Raw genomic sequence first — 15,626 nt, forward strand, 5'->3', positions numbered from 1 at the left:
GTTTGAACCCATGTCACTGCCCCCCGGATTTCTCGATGAATTGCGCACGCGCCTCAGCCTGTCTCAGGTCGTCGGGCGCAAGGTCATGTGGGATCAGCGCAAGTCCAATCAGGGCAAGGGCGACATGTGGGCACCTTGCCCGTTTCACCATGAAAAGACGGCCTCGTTCCATGTGGATGATCAGAAAGGGTTCTATTACTGCTTCGGCTGCCATGCCAAAGGCGACGCGATCAGTTTCGTGAAAGAGACCGAAAACGTCTCGTTCATCGAAGCGGTCGAGATTCTGGCGCGCGAGGCCGGGATGCCCATGCCCGCGCGCGATCCCAAAGCGCAGGAAAAACAGGACCGCCGCGCGCAACTTGCCGAGGTGATGGAACAGGCAGTGCAGTTCTTCCGGCTGCAGCTCAAGACCGGGGCAGGCGGGCCTGCGCGCGATTACCTGACCCGCCGGGGGCTGGATGCACAGGCGCTTGACCGGTGGGAGATCGGATTTGCCCCCGATGGCTGGCAGGCACTGTGGGATCATCTGCGCGGCAAGAACGTGGCCGAGGATTTGATCCTCGGGGCCGGGTTGGCGAAGCCGTCGAACAAGGGCAAGAAGCCCTATGACACCTTCCGCAACCGGATCATGTACCCGATCCGCGACCCTCGCGGGCGGTGCATCGCGTTCGGTGGGCGGGCGATGGACCCTAACGACAATGCCAAATACCTGAACTCGCCCGAGACCGATTTGTTCGACAAAGGCCGCAGCCTGTACAACCACGGCCCCGCGCGGCAGGCGGCGGGGAAGGGGAAACCTCTGATCGTGGCCGAGGGCTATATGGACGTGATCGCGCTGGCCGAAGCCGGGTTCGGCGCGTCTGTCGCGCCCCTGGGAACGGCGATCACCGAACATCAGTTGCAATTGCTGTGGCGTATTTCGGACGAACCGATCATCGCGCTGGATGGCGATACGGCGGGCCTGCGGGCGGCGATGCGTGCCGTCGATCTGGCGCTGCCGCTGCTCGAAGCCGGGAAATCCCTACGTTTTGCCCTGATGCCCGAGGGAAAGGACCCCGACGACCTGCTGCGCGCCGAAGGGCCTGGGGCGGTTCAGGCGGTGCTGGAGGGCGCGCTCCCGATGGTCAAGCTGCTGTGGCAACGTGAGACTGAGGGTAAAGTGTTCGACAGCCCCGAACGCAAGGCGGCGCTGGACAAATCCCTGCGGGACAAGATCAAGCTGATTCGTGATCCCTCGATCCGGTCGCACTATGGGCAGGAAATCAAGGACCTGCGCTGGCAATTGTTTCGCCCGCAGCGGCAGTCGCAGAATCGCCCGTGGCAGCCGCGCGGGAAGTGGCAGCCGCAGGCTCAGCCCGCGACGCCGGGCGCGCGGGCCTCGTTTCTGGCCTCGGCCGAGAATGCCGATATCCAACTGCGCGAGGCCGCCATTCTGGCCATTGCCATCCTGAACCCGCAGGTCGTGGTGCAGTTCGAAAACCAGTTGGAGGAGATGGATTGCCAAGATCCAGATCACGCCGCCCTGCGCGGGGCGATCTTGCGCCACGCGATTGACGATCCCGACAACCTGCAGGACCACATCGTTCAAACTTTGGGCCCCGAACCCCTTGAAAACCTGCTGGCCCTTCGCCATGTCGCTGTGATCCCCTGCGTGAACAAACCGGGCGACGTTGAAAAGGCCGAAATGACGCTGGCCGAGGAACTCGCAAAGATCAAAGCGCTCCGGGGGTTGGATGCTGAAATTGCCGAAGCTGCAGAGGAACTGTCCGATCTGGCCGATGAGGCGCTGACGTATCGGCTGGCGCAGGCCGCCGAAGAGCGCAACAGAACTAGCCGCAGCCAGAATGAGGACAGGGCCGTTTTCGACATCGCCGACAACGGCGCGCGAATCAACCGCGACGAGAAAGATGCGTTCGAGGCAATTACATCCGGTATCAAATTCGAGCGGAAACGCCGGTAAACTGGTGTTTTCATAAGGCACTTGAAAAGAAAAACGGGTAAACGGGTGGCCGAATCACTTTCACGCGCTAATGATTCGGCTCTAACGAATCACCCATCCCTGCAGGAGCATTGAATGGCCGCCAAGGATACGAACGAAGACCGCAAATCCGACGAGCAGGAACAGGAAATCTCGCTGGATATGAGCCAGGCCCAGGTCAAGAAGATGATCGCCGAGGCCCGCGAGAAAGGCTACATCACATACGACCAGCTCAATCAGGTCCTGCCGCCTGATCAGGTCAGCTCGGAACAGATCGAAGACGTTATGTCGATGCTGTCCGAGATGGGCATCAACATCATCGAAGATGAAGAAGCCGAAGAGGAAGAGAACAAGGGCTCGACCGAACTGACCACCACCGAAAGCAACCGCGAGGTTGCGCTGGCCGGTGCCGCAACCGAAAAACTGGACCGCACCGACGACCCCGTCCGCATGTATCTGCGCGAGATGGGCAGCGTTGAACTGCTGAGCCGCGAGGGCGAGATTGCCATCGCCAAGCGGATCGAAGCGGGCCGGAATACGATGATCGCCGGTCTGTGCGAAAGCCCGCTGACCTTCCAGGCGATCACCATCTGGCATGACGAACTCTTGTCCGAGGATATTCTGCTGCGGGATGTCATCGATCTGGAAACCACCTTTGGCAACCAGATGGACGAGGACGGCGATGTTTCCGAGCCCGTTGTCGACACCTCGGCGGTGCAGGCGGCGAAGCCTGCCAAGGATGAGGGGCCGGAACTGGACGCCGACGGGAACCCGATTGCCAGCGACGATGATGACGATGACGACGATCAGGCCAACATGTCTCTGGCCGCGATGGAAGCAGCGCTCAAGGATCAGGTTCTGACCACGCTGGAGCGCATTTCCAGCGACTTCTCGATGCTTTCCGAAATGCAGGACAGCCGGATCTCGGCAACTCTGAATGAGGATGGTTCGTTCAGCGAGAAGGACGAGGAGACCTATCAGAAACTGCGCGCTGAAATCGTTGAACTGGTGAATGGCCTTCACCTGCACAACAACCGGATCGAGGCGCTGATCGACCAGCTTTATGGCATCAACCGCCGCGTCATGTCGCTGGACAGCGCGATGGTGAAACTGGCGGATCAGGCCCGCATCAACCGTCGCGAATTCATCGACGCCTATCGCGGCCGCGAACTTGACCCGAACTGGCTGGCCGAGATGGCGGAAAAACCGGGCCGGGGCTGGCAGATGTTCATTGAACGCTCGACCGACAAGGTTGAGGAGCTGCGCAACGATATGGCTCAGGTCGGTCAGTATGTCGGTCTGGATATCTCTGAATTCCGCCGCATCGTGCAGCAGGTTCAGAAGGGCGAGAAAGAGGCGCGGCAAGCCAAGAAGGAAATGGTCGAGGCCAACCTGCGTCTGGTGATTTCGATTGCCAAAAAGTACACGAACCGTGGCCTGCAATTCCTTGATCTTATTCAGGAAGGCAACATCGGCCTGATGAAGGCGGTGGACAAGTTCGAATACCGCCGGGGCTACAAGTTCTCGACCTATGCGACCTGGTGGATCCGTCAGGCGATCACACGTTCGATTGCGGATCAGGCGCGGACCATCCGTATTCCGGTGCATATGATCGAGACGATCAACAAGCTGGTCCGCACCGGCCGTCAGATGCTGCACGAGATCGGCCGCGAGCCGACGCCGGAGGAACTGGCCGAAAAGCTGCAGATGCCGCTTGAGAAAGTGCGCAAGGTGATGAAGATCGCCAAAGAGCCGATCAGTCTTGAGACGCCCATCGGCGACGAGGAAGACAGCCAGCTTGGCGATTTCATCGAGGACAAGAATGCCGTGCTGCCGCTGGACAGCGCCATTCAGGAAAACCTCAAGGAAACCACGACCCGGGTTCTGGCCTCGCTCACCCCGCGCGAGGAACGGGTTCTGCGGATGCGGTTCGGCATCGGCATGAACACTGATCACACTTTGGAAGAGGTTGGTCAGCAGTTTAGCGTGACCCGCGAACGTATCCGTCAGATCGAAGCAAAGGCGCTGCGCAAGCTGAAGCACCCCAGCAGGTCGCGTAAACTGCGGTCCTTCCTGGATCAGTAAGGATCAAGGCGCCTCTGACCGAGGCGCCTTTTTTCTTTGAAGCCGATCACAATGGCCAGTTCGCCAATCAAATTGGCGGGAACTCACAAAGATCACGCACGCGCCGTCTCTATATCCACCTTGTCCACTCATGGGACGGGCCGGGGCGAGGCGGCAGCGCTGATGACCCCCGGTCTCACACCCGTATCGGATGCTCCACCCGCGTGTTGAATCGGCCCGGCGTCTGGCCGGTCCACCGTTTGAAGGCGGTCGAAAACGCCGCCTGATCCGCATAGCCAAGTGAATAAGAAACCTCGGACAGAGGCATGCCGTTCGACACAAAGGTCTGCGCCAGATCGCAGCGCAGGTCCGAGACGATCTCGCGATAGCTGGTGCTTTCGTCCTTTAACCGGCGGGCAAAGGTTCTGGGGCTCATCCCCAGATTTGCGGCAGCCTCTTCCGCCTGAATGATCGTGCCGGGCAGGGACCTTGTAATCAGCCCTTCGACCTGAGCGCGCAGTTTCTGGTCGGTCGTGCGTTTCTCGGCCAGAACCCGTTCGCCATATTCCACAAGATGCGCGCGCAACTTGGGATCGTAGGTCGGAACGGGCAGGTCAAGCGAGGATAGGGACAGGATGATCTCCATCTTTTCTGCCCCGAACATCACCGGGAAGCCCGACAGTTTGCGAAAACTGGCCGCATGCGCCCCGACCTCGTGCTGAAACCGCATTTCAATCGGAAAAAAGTCCACCTGAGTCAGATTGCGCATGCGCGCCAGGGCGGCAAACAGCAGGAATTCGGTGCGCCGGTGATAGCGGGCATAGCTGGCGTCTTTCCATTCGGCCTCGAACGAGGCGAAATTCCCCGCATAGCGCAGGCTAAACACGACAGCCGGATCAATGATGCCATGAAAGCGCGAGGTGTTTTCGATCACCTGTTTCAGATCGCGCGAGTATTTACTGATATAAGCCGTCAGGCTCGAGGCAGAGGTGACAGCCAGACCGGTTCGCGCGCCAAAGGTGATGTCGTTCACCGCATCGCAGGCGTAGCGCACGAACAGAGCCTCTTTCTGCGCGCTGCAGACCGAGGCCGATTGCGCGATGTCATCAGGCGAAAGCCCGGTCTGGGCCAGAACGCGCCGCGACACAGCAGCATCGCCAGTATGGTCGTCAAGCGATTGGATCAGGCGATGAATGCGCGCGATATCAACGTCCATGGATGCCTTTCCGGTCAGGTGTCCGTGCTGTTTTGTCAGAATATCACAAAAACTTGTCCAATGACAAAAAGCACTTGTCGGCCCACGCATTAGGTTTCCCGCGTCGAGTAGGCACCTTTTTGGGGATGGGGTCAGAGCCTCGGAGCGCGCATTCAGAACGTGCCCGAGGTTCCCCGGCGCATCCATCGGCCCTTCTTGTCGCATTGGCGGTTAAACACTCGCATGACACTATCGCGCCAGGGTGTGATCAAAGGCGCGGGCGCCATGCAGAGTGTTCAAAATCAAGAACTTTTCAACCTTCCCGATCTGATCGTCTTTGACGGAGAATGCGTGCTGTGCTCGGGCTTTTTCCGGTTCATGCTGAAACACGACCGCGCAGGACGGTTTCAATTCGCGACGGCGCAGTCGCCTTTGGGGCAAAGCCTGTACCGCGACCTTGGGCTGCCGACCGATGATTTCGAAACCAATCTGGTTATCGTGAACGGGCATGTTTACCAGAAGCTCGATGCCTTCGCCGCCGCGATGCGCCGCTTGCCTGGCGCGTGGTCGGCTCTGGCGGTTTGCAGGTATCTGCCGCGCGTGGTGAAGGATCCTCTGTACCATCTGATCGCGCGGAACCGTTATGCGATTTTCGGACGAAGCCCGACATGTTTTGTACCAACCCCAGCGCTGCGCGACCGGTTCGTGCCGCAAGGGTTCTGAGGAATGGACCCATTCCTGCAGGCACTGCCCATTGCCGCTGAATTGCCTGCAGCGGTGCGGCACCTGCACAGTTCCACGGGCGTTTATGCGGGGCGCTGCCAAATCGAACGTGGTAAGGGTTGGCTTGTGGCGCTTGCACTGCGATTGGGGCGGTTTCCACCGGGCAGGGCGGACGTGCCGGTCACGGTCAGGATCTGCGACACAAAACAGGGCCGGATTTGGGAGCGTGACTTTGACGGGCACAAGACCCGATCCTGCCTGACCTATGACCACAGCACCGGATGCGTGCGCGAGGATTTCGGGCGAATGATCCTCTGGCTGAAGCCGGAACTCAGTAAGAACGGTCTAAAGATCGGTATCAACAGGTTGACCATATTCGGCATACCGATCCCCGCGTTTCTGCTGCCCTTGTCCTCGACTGTCGAGTGGCAGGATGAGCAGGGCCGATTCAGGTTCGATGTCTCTGCAGACGCGCCAGGGCTTGGTTTTCTGATCCGCTATCAGGGCTGGCTCACGCCCGTTCACGCGGGGACCTGTGCTGACTGAATTCATCGTGAAGCGGCTTTGTCTGATCGCGCGACAAACTAAATCAAGACCTGTCTCAGAACAGGAGAGAGTACGGTTATGAAACAGGTTTTGACTTACGCAGTTCTTGCCGCAGCAACATTAAGCGCATCGGCGTCGTCCGCCACTTTCGCGCGGTTCAGTTATCAGACGGCGGCGGTGAACAATTCGGTGTTCGAAGTGATCCCGCGCGGGCGCGATGATGCGGACGGGTACTGGTGTGCCGCATCGGATTATGCCCGCCGAACGCTGGGGGCCGGGTGGCAGCAACCGATCTATGTGGTGCGCGGCTACGGGCCAAGCGAGGCGACCGGGCGCAGGACCGCAGTTCAGTTTTCGCTGCAGAAACCAAGCGGTGTCACGCCACCTCAGTCCGGCATCGTTACAAGCAGCTTCGTTCCGGGTACAAGTGTGTCGGTGCAGGGGGCGAATGCCAGATGCAGCGTTAACATTCTGAATGACTGACACATTGACGAACCGGGATGAATGCAGACTGAATTTACCATCCGGACACAAGGGCCGGGCCTTTACGAGTTCACGTCCGAGGTGCACCGCTGGCTGAGGCAGGCGGCGGGGGACGGGGTGTTGACGCTGTTTGTGCGCCACACCTCTTGTTCCCTGCTGATACAGGAAAACGCGGACCCCGAGGTGCAGACCGATTTGCGCGCCTTTTTCGAAAGGCTCGTTCCCCCGTCGGATCATCCAGCCATGGCGTATTTGCGCCACACCTATGAAGGGCCCGACGATATGCCCGCGCATATCAAGGCGGCCCTTCTGCCCGTTTCGCTGACTATTCCGGTTTCGCAGTGGCGTCCGGTTTTGGGCACGTGGCAGGGGATTTACCTGTTCGAACATCGCTCGGCCCCGCATCAGCGGCGTGTCGCGGCCCATCTGGGCTGACCCATTATTTAGCGGTTGAAAATTCCGACTACCCAAACTCTAGCGGCTGTCCTATAGTTGTGGATAAGTAAGCCAAAGCGCTTACAAAAAGAGGCCGAACAAGGGACGAGGAGACGGCGGATGCGCTGCCCGTTTTGCGGAAACATCGACACTCAGGTCAAGGATTCACGCCCGGCAGAGGATCACGTTGCGATCCGCAGGCGCCGGTTTTGCCCCGCTTGCGGGGGCCGGTTCACCACCTATGAACGGGTGCAGCTGCGCGATCTGGTCGTTATCAAGACCAACGGTAAACGCGAGGATTTCGACCGCGACAAGCTGGAACGATCCATTCGCATATCGATGCAGAAACGTCCCATTGATCCGGACCGGATCGATCAGATGATCTCGGGCATCGTGCGCCGTCTGGAAAGCATGGGCGACACGGATATCCCGTCCAACAAGATCGGTGAGATCGTCATGGAAGCTTTGGCGCGGATCGATACCGTCGCCTATGTTCGCTTTGCGAGTGTGTACAAGAATTTCCAGGCGGCCGATGATTTCGAGGAGTTTGTCCACGAACTGCGCCCGCCGCAGCCTTCGACGGACGAGTGAGCGAAACAGATAAGCGATATATGGCGCTGGCCCTGTCCCTGGGGCGGCGCGGACAAAGTGTGTGCTGGCCCAACCCTGCGGTGGGCTGCGTCGTCGTCAAGGACGGGCGGATCCTGGGCCGGGGCTGGACCCAACCCGGTGGCCGACCGCACGCCGAGGCTGTGGCCTTGGCGCAGGCCGGGCAGGCGGCGCGGGGCGCTACGGCCTATGTCTCGTTGGAACCCTGCGCGCATCACGGTAAAACGCCCCCCTGTGCCGAAGCACTGATTGCTGCGGGCGTGGCGCGTGTCGTTTCGGCCATCGAGGACAGCGATCCGCGTGTGGCGGGGCAGGGGTTCGCCATGTTGCGCGAGGCTGGCATCGAGGTTGAAACCGGCGTTCTGGCGGATCAGGCAGCGCAGGATCACGCCGGGTTCTTTCTGAAAACCGAACAGGGGCGTCCTTTCGTGACGCTGAAACTGGCCAGCAGTTTCGATGGCCGCATCGCCACGTCGACCGGGCACAGCCAATGGATCACGGGCCCCGAGGCGCGGCGTTTCGTGCATGCGATGCGTGCGCGCCACGATGCGGTGATGGTGGGCGCAGGCACCGCGCGGGCAGATGATCCGTCGCTGACCGTACGAGATCTGGGCATTGCGCAGCAGCCCGTACGGGTTGTGGTGTCGCGCCATATGGACATTCCGTTGATGGGGCAACTTGCGCGCACCGCGTCAAAAACGCCGGTCTGGCTGTGCCACGGCCCCCATCCCGACGCCGAACGCGCCCGCGCGTGGGAGGGGTTGGGCGCTCGTCTGCTGCCCTGCGCCCTGCGGGATCACCATATCGACGCCGCGGATTTGTTACAGCAACTGGGGCAGGCCGGACTGACGCGCGTGTTCTGCGAGGGCGGGGCCGCCTTGGCCGCATCCCTGTTGGCGGACGATCTGGTCGATGAGCTTGTGGGCTTCACCGCCGGTCTGACCATCGGGGCCGAGGGGCTTTCGGCCATTGGGTCGCTTGGGTTCGAAAAACTGGACGAAGCCCCGCGCTTCGAACTGGTCGAAACGACGGCAATTGGTGGCGACGTGATGCATCGCTGGAGACGCACGAGTTAGCGGGTCAGCGCCAAAGATGCGTGTGCGTGGCAAAAGCCCCCTGCAGTTTTGACAGCAGGCGATTCATCGGACCGGACCGCGCGGTGTCACCTGCGGCCAGCCGATCCACCGCAACCTCGACCGGGCAGGGCAGGCCTGTGACCGGGTCCAGATAGCGCGGGTAATCGATCAGCGCGGCATGGACCAGACCCATCAATGTGGGCCGCGCCCCCCTGCGGGCCGGAACCGCACCCAGATCCGTGGTAAGACCCCACCCCGCATAGAAGGGCGCACCCAAAGTGGTGACGCTGACGCCGCGCAACAGGGCCTCGAACCCCAACAGTGAGGTCATTGTCCAGACCTCGTTCACAAGCGGCAACAGGGCCGCCGGGTCGCAGTTTTCGGCGATGACATCTGCCAATCCTTCAACCTCGATCCCGCCCACGCGCAGGCCTGCTTCGACGTCGGGATGGGGTTTGTAGATCACAATCGCATCCGGGTTCGCCTCGCGCACCATCCCGAGCAGTTCCAGATTGGTCCGAACGCCACTTGTGCCCAGCAGGATCGAGGCGTCGTCTTCAACCTGCCCCGGAACCAGAATGCGGTGCCCCTGGGGCAGGTCCGGGGGTTTGGTTCCGGTGTTGTACTTGCTCAACCCCGCGGCCAGCAGCTTTGCGACCAGCCGTTCTGCGCGCCGTTCCTGATCGGGGCGCAGGGTTTCGCGCTTTGCAATCAACTCTTCCAACTGGCTGGGACGGGTCGGGTCGTAGTAGATGCCCAGATCATCGGTGACGAGCGACAGGGGCGGGACAAGATTGGCCCCCAGCCCCCGGGAGCGCAGAAATCCATCCTCAACCCGGATGGCATCTTCGGCACCGCGCGATTGGCTGGCCCAGACCATGTGGAGGCGGTCCGGGGTGGACGATGCGGTGAATTGAAGTTTCTTGTGCCGGCCAAACATCCTCTGCAGATGCTTGCGTTTCCACAGGCGCATCCCTGATGCGGTCCAGCCATTTCGATCCTGCCGCCATGCCCGCGTCTGCGCCTCGAGCGTATCCAGTACGGTTTCCAATTCGCAAAGCTGATCGCGGTAGGGATCGTACCACGTGGGGTAAAGGATCATAGCCGCAGCGAATAACTGCGCCCGGGTCAGGTTGCGCTGGCGGCGCGGCATCGGGGTTTCATCCTGCGTTAGGCTCCAGCCCGCATAAAACGGCTGCCCGAACACGCGGGGCTTGTGCCCGGCCAGTATCGCCTCGAACCCCAGCTGCGAGGACAGGGTGTAAACCGCTATCGCGCCTTCGAGCAGCGGCCACGGGCTGATCGGGTCGTTCAGAAACGACACCCGGTCCGTCAGGTCCTGATCGGAGAAATACCCGCCCCGGTGCCCGGCCAGCGTTTCGGGATGCGCCTTGATCAACACACGCGCGCCTGGATTTTCCTCTTGCGCGATCACCAGCATTTCGCGGAACCGCGCGTGATCGCCGCCGCTGGCGGTCACGGCGGCGTCGCCCTGCGTCTGATCGGCGACCAGAACATAGCCCGGCTCGGGCGGTGGGATGGTCAGATCAAAGGCCGAATATTTGCTGAGGTGCAGTTCCTGCAGCCGTTCGATAGCCCCGCGCGCGCGGTCCAAAAGGGCGGTATCGTCCAGCGGATGGGTGGCCAGTAGGGTTTCCAAATCGGACGGTGTGCTCGGATCGAAATGCAGCCCGGATCGGTCCAGCAGCAATCCCAGCGGGGCCTCGCCGCTGCGCCCCGGATGCAGGGACCGCAGGAACGCATCCTCGACCCGCAGAACCTTGGCGCCTCGCTTTTCAGCGATGTTCAGGCCGCGATGGGCGGTAGGGCTATTGCCCCAAACCCCCACAAGCTCATCCGGTTTCGGCAGGCCCAGCCGGATGTCATACCCGGCCAGCGACAGGATACGCCGGATACGCTGGTTTGTCAGAAAACCGCCATTATAGACGAACAGCCGTTTGCGCTCGGTCCCGGATACGCAGTCGTGATCCGGGGTCATGCATCAGTTTCCGGTCAGGGTGGCCACGTTGGCAATCGGGGTCAGCCCACCTGCGATGAGCGAGATCGACTTGCTCCACTGCGCATAGGGCGCTTCGGTCACATAGATCGTGTCATCGTCGCGGATCACAAAGTCGCGCGCAATGAACAGCCCGTTGGGCGAGGTCAGATTCAGCAAATAGATCATCCGCTGTTCACCTTGCAGATCGGCCCGGCCCATGACATTGCGGGCGACGTCCTGACGCTCGTCCCGCAGGATAAAGATGCCCGTTGGGTCAGACGAGACCGTCACCAGACCGCCAACCTGTGCCAAAGCTTCAAGCGCCGATAGGTCCTGGCTTTCGAAGGCCACACGCGACTGCCCGCCGGTTGCGCCAAGTGCGATGTAGGATCGGCTGTCCTCTTCCACCAGAATGCGGTCGCCGCCACGCAGCGCGACATCCAGTTTGGGATTGCGGAACAGGTCTTCGTACCAGACCGTGCCTTTCTGATCGCCACGGATCAGGGTCACCAGCGCGATGTCCGAGGCAACGGAGACCCCGCCCGACTGGGACAGCATTCCAAGCAAAGAGCGGGTGGGGCGCTCAATCGGATAGATGCCCGGCGCCGCAACCGTGCCTGTGATCGAGACGGTCGATCCGTCGCCCGCAACGCGGCGCACCTCGACCTGCGGGTCGGGTGTTTGTTCCTGCAGCTTTTCCGTGATCAGAACGCGCAACTGTTCCGGAGTATTCCCGGCGGCGCGCATCCGACCGGCGTAGGGTACGAAGATAAATCCTTCGCTGTCGACCTGAACTTCGTTCAGTGCCGTGGCGGCACCGGTTTCACCGGCCAGCAGGCCGTCATCGACGTTTTCCCAGATGGTCAGGCCCAGAACGTCGCCGGGGCGTACCGTGTCAGCGGTCAGCCTCTGGGCGCTGCTGAACGAGGATGAGAATCCGAATTGCGGAACCGCCGAGGTCGCGCGGGTAACGCGGTCATCCACCTCGACCACAAAGGCGTTGCCGCCGTTTTCGACCGAACCGGCCAGGATTTCGCTTTTGTTGGGCCCCGATTTCGGAAGCTGGCACGCGGCCAGAAGGCCAATTGCGGCGACAAGGGAAAGCCCCCGTATCCATCGGATTGGAACGCATTGCACTGCCAGATATCCTCGGTCTTTTTTGTTTTAGTTTTCTGTTTGCGGCAGGTTACCGGTTTTGGCCTGTAACTTCCAGCCATGGATACCGGCAATCACCCAACGATTTTCAACTGTGGCGTCATAGCCGCGTTGTCCTCAATAGCAGTCTGATAGGGATCGCTGTGCCGCAAAACCATATCGGTCACATGCCGCAGCAATTGCCGCCGACCCCTATGGGAATAAAACCCCCCGGAAATCTGGCTGGTTTCCAGCAGGAACCGGCGATAGCAGTGATAGGCATCGTTGTCGGGCGGTTTCGGGTTGGCAAAGAACGATGCCATGGGCTGCTGCGAGACAAATTCGGGTTTGTCATAGACCGATCGGCCGAAAATACGCAGCGGAATCCCGCGCCACAGAACCTGCTGGCCCGCGGTTGAGTTGATTGTGACGGCTGAGCGCGCCTCGTTCAGCAGCCCGGCCAGCTTGCCACCGGGCACATAATGGACCCTGTCCGCAATGCCGTGTTGGCGCGCGAAATTGCGTACAAGGCGGCGCAGGGGTTCGCGGTGATTTTCCAGCGGGTGTTCTTTGATGACCAGCCGGTGATGCTGCGGGGCTCCTTCGGCGAACCCGGCGATGACCTGCTGCAGAAATTCGCTCATGCATGAATAGTCGGAATGGGACTGGACCGAGCTGTCATGGCCCAGCTGCAGCAGCGCCAAATGGTAGGGGAACCCACCCCAACGCACCCGTGCCGTGGCCCAGCTGCGCGATATGCGGTGAACGGGCATCAGGGCCAGCCTTTTGAAATACAGCCGAAATTCTCGCGACACCGGCAATTCCCGATGGGGGCGGAAGTTGCGATACCGATGGTTCAGGAACATTACGAACCAGTGGTACAGCGCGCCGTAGAAGATGTGGTGCCGCATGTCCCCCCAATGGGACGGCGGCAGCGGTGTTTCCGCATCGGAATAGGACAGCGCCTGCCTCATCTGATCGACATCCATGGACATGAGGCGTGAGTTTCCGTTCGACCCACCCCGTTCGTATGTCACCCACCAAGGGCGCAGGTATCCTTCTTCGAACACATGCACGGTGATGTTTCGGGTATTTGCAATCTCGACCGCCCGCGCATGGATCGGGCGTGTATCGCCGTAAAGCACAATATCCGTGACACCCTTTTCGGTGATCAAAGCGTCAAGGGTGTCCGGCCAGTCGTCAGGAGTGCCCCGAAATGCGATGTAGCTGTTGCGGTGAAACCAGAACGCCTGATCGCCAGCATTAAAGCCAACGCGCCACACCTGCGCCCCCGAAGTGCGCAGCATCCGCCCAAGCGCGCTGAAAAAAGGCCCATGCGGACCCTGAAGGAACAGGAAGACCCGGTTTTGCGTGCCTGTGTGCGTGTGGTGCATCTGTACTGCTGTATACGTTTTTGTTGTCAAAACTATGCCTGTTCTGACCCAATCCGGCAAGCAAGGGCTTGCCGGAGCGGGCGCTTGGGCTTACCTCGGCGGTGATGTTGAGGCTAGGCGCTGAGGGTTAACGGGATGTTTACAGGGATCGTCACAGACGTGGGCACTGTCACCGAATTGGAGCAGCAGGGCGACCTGCGGGCACGGATCAGGACGGCCTATGACACGGCTTCAATTGACATTGGTGCGTCCATTGCCAGCGACGGGGTGTGTCTGACCGTGATCGCGTTGGGCGATGACTGGTACGACGTTCAGATCAGCGCCGAGACCGTGTCCAAGACCAATCTGGATACGTGGACCGTGGGCAGCCGTGTCAATCTGGAGCGGGCGTTGAAGGTTGGCGACGAACTTGGCGGCCACATCGTCTCGGGTCACGTCGATGGCGTGGCCGAGGTGGTTGCGGTCGAAGACGAAGGCGACAGCACCCGTGTCACCCTGCGTGCACCCAAAGACCTGGCCCGCTTCATTGCGCCCAAAGGATCGGTTGCGCTGAACGGCACCTCGCTGACCGTCAACGATGTTGAGGGGCGCGATTTCGGCATCAACTTCATCCCCCACACCAAAGAGGTCACGACCTGGGGCAGTGTGGCAAAGGGCGACCGCGTCAACCTCGAGATCGATACGCTGGCCCGCTACGTCGCCCGTCTGGCCGAGATGTCCTGACCCTCAGGTCACGGAGCCAAATCGCGCGGTGAGCTTTTTGGCCAGCCACCAGATCACAAGCGCCAGGATGATCGAGGCATAGCCGTCAACGGCGTAGTGCCAGGCAAGGTGGACCGAGCCTAAGACGATTAATGCGGTGAAAGCGGTCAGGGCCCAACCAGCCCAGCGTGAGTAGGCAAAGCCGTAGAGGGCCAAAAGAACGCTGGTCGCCACATGCATGCTGGGCATGGCAGAGATGCCGCGCACGGAACCTCCGTTGAAGTACCCATCCAGTAGGACCTGATGCCATTCCAGCGCGCCGATCGGGCTGATTTCGTTTGACTGGTGGAGCAGGTCCATTTGCTGAACGAACGTGTCGCCGAACCCGAAAATCTCATAATAGACAGGTCCGACAGACGCGAAAACGGTTGCCAGAAGGTTGCCGCCGATGGACCAGCACAGGGCAAATGAGACAAGGAATATTGCACTTCTGGTCGGGTTCCGACGGTCCAGACATGCCAGGCAAACTGCCATGTAGATCAGCAGAAACCACCCGTGATAGGCCCAGCTGACCGCCGTTGTGACATAGGGCGATCCCAGAATGGGATGCAGCAGTACCCAGACGTCGTACCCGCCGTGAATATCCCGGTCCATCTGGGCAAAGAACGCATCCCAGGAATAGGGGTTAAGCAGCGGTATCGCTTCCTTGAGATAGGTGAAAGTGATGATCAGGATCAGGACGCAGAATACTCCGGCGAGGGCATCCGAGACCTGTGTGCCGTTCGACAAAATCGACCGGATATCGGCGATCATCCATTGAATGGGCCGTTTGGGTTTGACCTTGAACACGGCAACACCCAGCCGCCACAGCAGGAAATTGGCGGCGATGAACATGGACAGGGTTTTGAAGGCCACCAGAATCTTCGGCGCTGTCGAGGACCAGAAAGACGTGCCCAGATAGACGCTGACCCCGATTCCGCAGAGTAAATGCAACAGGACGATGGACAGCAGCAGTCGGTTCCGTCTGATCACCCCTGACGCATAGGGGGCCGAGGTCGTTACACCTGAAGAATATGCCATTTGCGCGAGTCTCTTGGGTGGGTCAAAGCTCAGAGACCTGATTGGTTTGAATCTGGGGCTATCCGAGGGCTTGAATGCGGCGATTTGTGGACAAAACGAATTAAGCGAACCGGTATGTTCGGCGAGGGTGGACAATCACGACGCAAAACCGGCGTGATCCAACCGGTCTGCCAGACACATTCTTCCCGGTTGCGGGCTGGCGTTTGCA

General features: G+C 60.4%; 14 protein-coding genes. 9 read left to right on the forward strand and 5 right to left on the reverse strand.

All coding sequences use genetic code 11. The features are described 5' to 3' along the window. Window positions 1–10 precede the first annotated feature (10 nt). Both dnaG and rpoD read left to right on the forward strand, forming a co-directional pair. The gene (gene dnaG / locus ACR0EZ_RS01320) at window positions 11–1,960 is read left to right on the forward strand and encodes a DNA primase (protein ID WP_480609997.1); all 1,950 of its coding nucleotides are present in this window, start codon (window positions 11–13) and stop codon (window positions 1,958–1,960) included. Between the two features lie 114 nt (window positions 1,961–2,074). After that, the gene (rpoD, locus tag ACR0EZ_RS01325) at window positions 2,075–4,063 is read left to right on the forward strand and encodes an RNA polymerase sigma factor RpoD (protein WP_480609998.1); all 1,989 of its coding nucleotides are present in this window, start codon (window positions 2,075–2,077) and stop codon (window positions 4,061–4,063) included. Between the two features lie 175 nt (window positions 4,064–4,238). Here the strand turns inward: rpoD and ACR0EZ_RS01330 are convergent, their stop codons facing one another. Continuing rightward, window positions 4,239–5,258: a helix-turn-helix domain-containing protein gene (locus tag ACR0EZ_RS01330; protein ID WP_480610000.1), complete on the reverse strand. Its 1,020-nt coding sequence runs from the start codon at window positions 5,256–5,258 to the stop codon at window positions 4,239–4,241. Window positions 5,259–5,480: 222 nt separating this feature from the next. Here ACR0EZ_RS01330 and ACR0EZ_RS01335 point away from each other — a divergent pair, with 222 nt between their 5' ends. The 6 genes from ACR0EZ_RS01335 to ribD all read left to right on the forward strand — a co-directional run bounded on the left by ACR0EZ_RS01335 (window position 5,481) and on the right by ribD (window position 9,109). Next, a complete protein-coding gene (locus ACR0EZ_RS01335; RefSeq protein ID WP_480610001.1) occupies window positions 5,481–5,960 on the forward strand; it encodes a thiol-disulfide oxidoreductase DCC family protein in 480 nt (159 codons plus the stop codon). A 3-nt stretch (window positions 5,961–5,963) separates the two neighbouring features. Then, window positions 5,964–6,506 (forward strand): DUF4166 domain-containing protein, encoded by a 543-nt coding sequence (locus ACR0EZ_RS01340; protein WP_480610003.1) that lies wholly within the window; start codon window positions 5,964–5,966, stop codon window positions 6,504–6,506. Between the two features lie 78 nt (window positions 6,507–6,584). Beyond that, window positions 6,585–6,989, forward strand: coding sequence for a hypothetical protein (locus ACR0EZ_RS01345; protein WP_480610004.1), 405 nt, complete (start codon window positions 6,585–6,587; stop codon window positions 6,987–6,989). Window positions 6,990–7,010: 21 nt separating this feature from the next. After that, window positions 7,011–7,424 (forward strand): secondary thiamine-phosphate synthase enzyme YjbQ, encoded by a 414-nt coding sequence (locus ACR0EZ_RS01350; RefSeq protein WP_480610005.1) that lies wholly within the window; start codon window positions 7,011–7,013, stop codon window positions 7,422–7,424. Between the two features lie 120 nt (window positions 7,425–7,544). Then, window positions 7,545–8,015 (forward strand): transcriptional regulator NrdR, encoded by a 471-nt coding sequence (gene nrdR / locus ACR0EZ_RS01355; protein WP_039525240.1) that lies wholly within the window; start codon window positions 7,545–7,547, stop codon window positions 8,013–8,015. After that, on the forward strand, window positions 8,012–9,109 hold the full coding sequence (gene ribD, locus ACR0EZ_RS01360; RefSeq protein WP_480610007.1) for a bifunctional diaminohydroxyphosphoribosylaminopyrimidine deaminase/5-amino-6-(5-phosphoribosylamino)uracil reductase RibD: 1,098 nt from the start codon (window positions 8,012–8,014) through the stop codon (window positions 9,107–9,109). Before nrdR ends, ribD begins: the two co-directional genes overlap by 4 nt. Before the next feature lie 4 nt (window positions 9,110–9,113). Here ribD and ACR0EZ_RS01365 read toward each other — a convergent pair whose 3' ends face one another. The 3 genes from ACR0EZ_RS01365 to ACR0EZ_RS01375 form a co-directional block, all read right to left on the reverse strand. Beyond that, window positions 9,114–11,108: a capsular polysaccharide biosynthesis protein gene (locus tag ACR0EZ_RS01365; protein WP_480610009.1), complete on the reverse strand. Its 1,995-nt coding sequence runs from the start codon at window positions 11,106–11,108 to the stop codon at window positions 9,114–9,116. Between the two features lie 3 nt (window positions 11,109–11,111). Then, window positions 11,112–12,245, reverse strand: a complete 1,134-nt coding sequence (locus ACR0EZ_RS01370; RefSeq protein ID WP_480610011.1) for a polysaccharide biosynthesis/export family protein — start codon at window positions 12,243–12,245, stop codon at window positions 11,112–11,114. A 92-nt stretch (window positions 12,246–12,337) separates the two neighbouring features. Then, complete coding sequence (locus ACR0EZ_RS01375; protein ID WP_480610012.1) at window positions 12,338–13,636, reverse strand: capsule biosynthesis protein; 1,299 nt, start codon at window positions 13,634–13,636, stop codon at window positions 12,338–12,340. A 135-nt stretch (window positions 13,637–13,771) separates the two neighbouring features. On the opposite strand from ACR0EZ_RS01375, the gene ACR0EZ_RS01380 reads away from it, so the two are divergent. Further along, window positions 13,772–14,359: a riboflavin synthase gene (locus tag ACR0EZ_RS01380; RefSeq protein WP_480610014.1), complete on the forward strand. Its 588-nt coding sequence runs from the start codon at window positions 13,772–13,774 to the stop codon at window positions 14,357–14,359. A gap of 3 nt (window positions 14,360–14,362) precedes the next feature. On the opposite strand, the gene ACR0EZ_RS01385 is transcribed toward ACR0EZ_RS01380, so the two are convergent. Beyond that, window positions 14,363–15,418, reverse strand: coding sequence for a phosphatase PAP2 family protein (locus ACR0EZ_RS01385; RefSeq protein ID WP_480610016.1), 1,056 nt, complete (start codon window positions 15,416–15,418; stop codon window positions 14,363–14,365). Window positions 15,419–15,626: the final 208 nt, after the last annotated feature.

The sequence above is a fragment of the Ruegeria sp. AK4 genome (assembly GCF_056541025.1).

Excerpts from the sequence above, each read along its gene's own strand:
- dnaG (WP_480609997.1), top strand. The coding sequence starts at position 11 with ATGTCACTGCCCCCCGGATTTCTCGATGAATTGCGCACGCGCCTCAGC.
- rpoD (WP_480609998.1), top strand. The coding sequence starts at position 2,075 with ATGGCCGCCAAGGATACGAACGAAGACCGCAAATCCGACGAGCAGGAA.
- ACR0EZ_RS01330 (WP_480610000.1), bottom strand. The coding sequence starts at position 5,258 with ATGGACGTTGATATCGCGCGCATTCATCGCCTGATCCAATCGCTTGAC.
- ACR0EZ_RS01335 (WP_480610001.1), top strand. The coding sequence starts at position 5,481 with ATGACACTATCGCGCCAGGGTGTGATCAAAGGCGCGGGCGCCATGCAG.
- ACR0EZ_RS01340 (WP_480610003.1), top strand. The coding sequence starts at position 5,964 with ATGGACCCATTCCTGCAGGCACTGCCCATTGCCGCTGAATTGCCTGCA.
- ACR0EZ_RS01345 (WP_480610004.1), top strand. The coding sequence starts at position 6,585 with ATGAAACAGGTTTTGACTTACGCAGTTCTTGCCGCAGCAACATTAAGC.
- ACR0EZ_RS01350 (WP_480610005.1), top strand. The coding sequence starts at position 7,011 with ATGCAGACTGAATTTACCATCCGGACACAAGGGCCGGGCCTTTACGAG.
- nrdR (WP_039525240.1), top strand. The coding sequence starts at position 7,545 with ATGCGCTGCCCGTTTTGCGGAAACATCGACACTCAGGTCAAGGATTCA.
- ACR0EZ_RS01365 (WP_480610009.1), bottom strand. The coding sequence starts at position 11,108 with ATGACCCCGGATCACGACTGCGTATCCGGGACCGAGCGCAAACGGCTG.
- ACR0EZ_RS01375 (WP_480610012.1), bottom strand. The coding sequence starts at position 13,636 with ATGCACCACACGCACACAGGCACGCAAAACCGGGTCTTCCTGTTCCTT.
- ACR0EZ_RS01380 (WP_480610014.1), top strand. The coding sequence starts at position 13,772 with ATGTTTACAGGGATCGTCACAGACGTGGGCACTGTCACCGAATTGGAG.
- ACR0EZ_RS01385 (WP_480610016.1), bottom strand. The coding sequence starts at position 15,418 with ATGGCATATTCTTCAGGTGTAACGACCTCGGCCCCCTATGCGTCAGGG.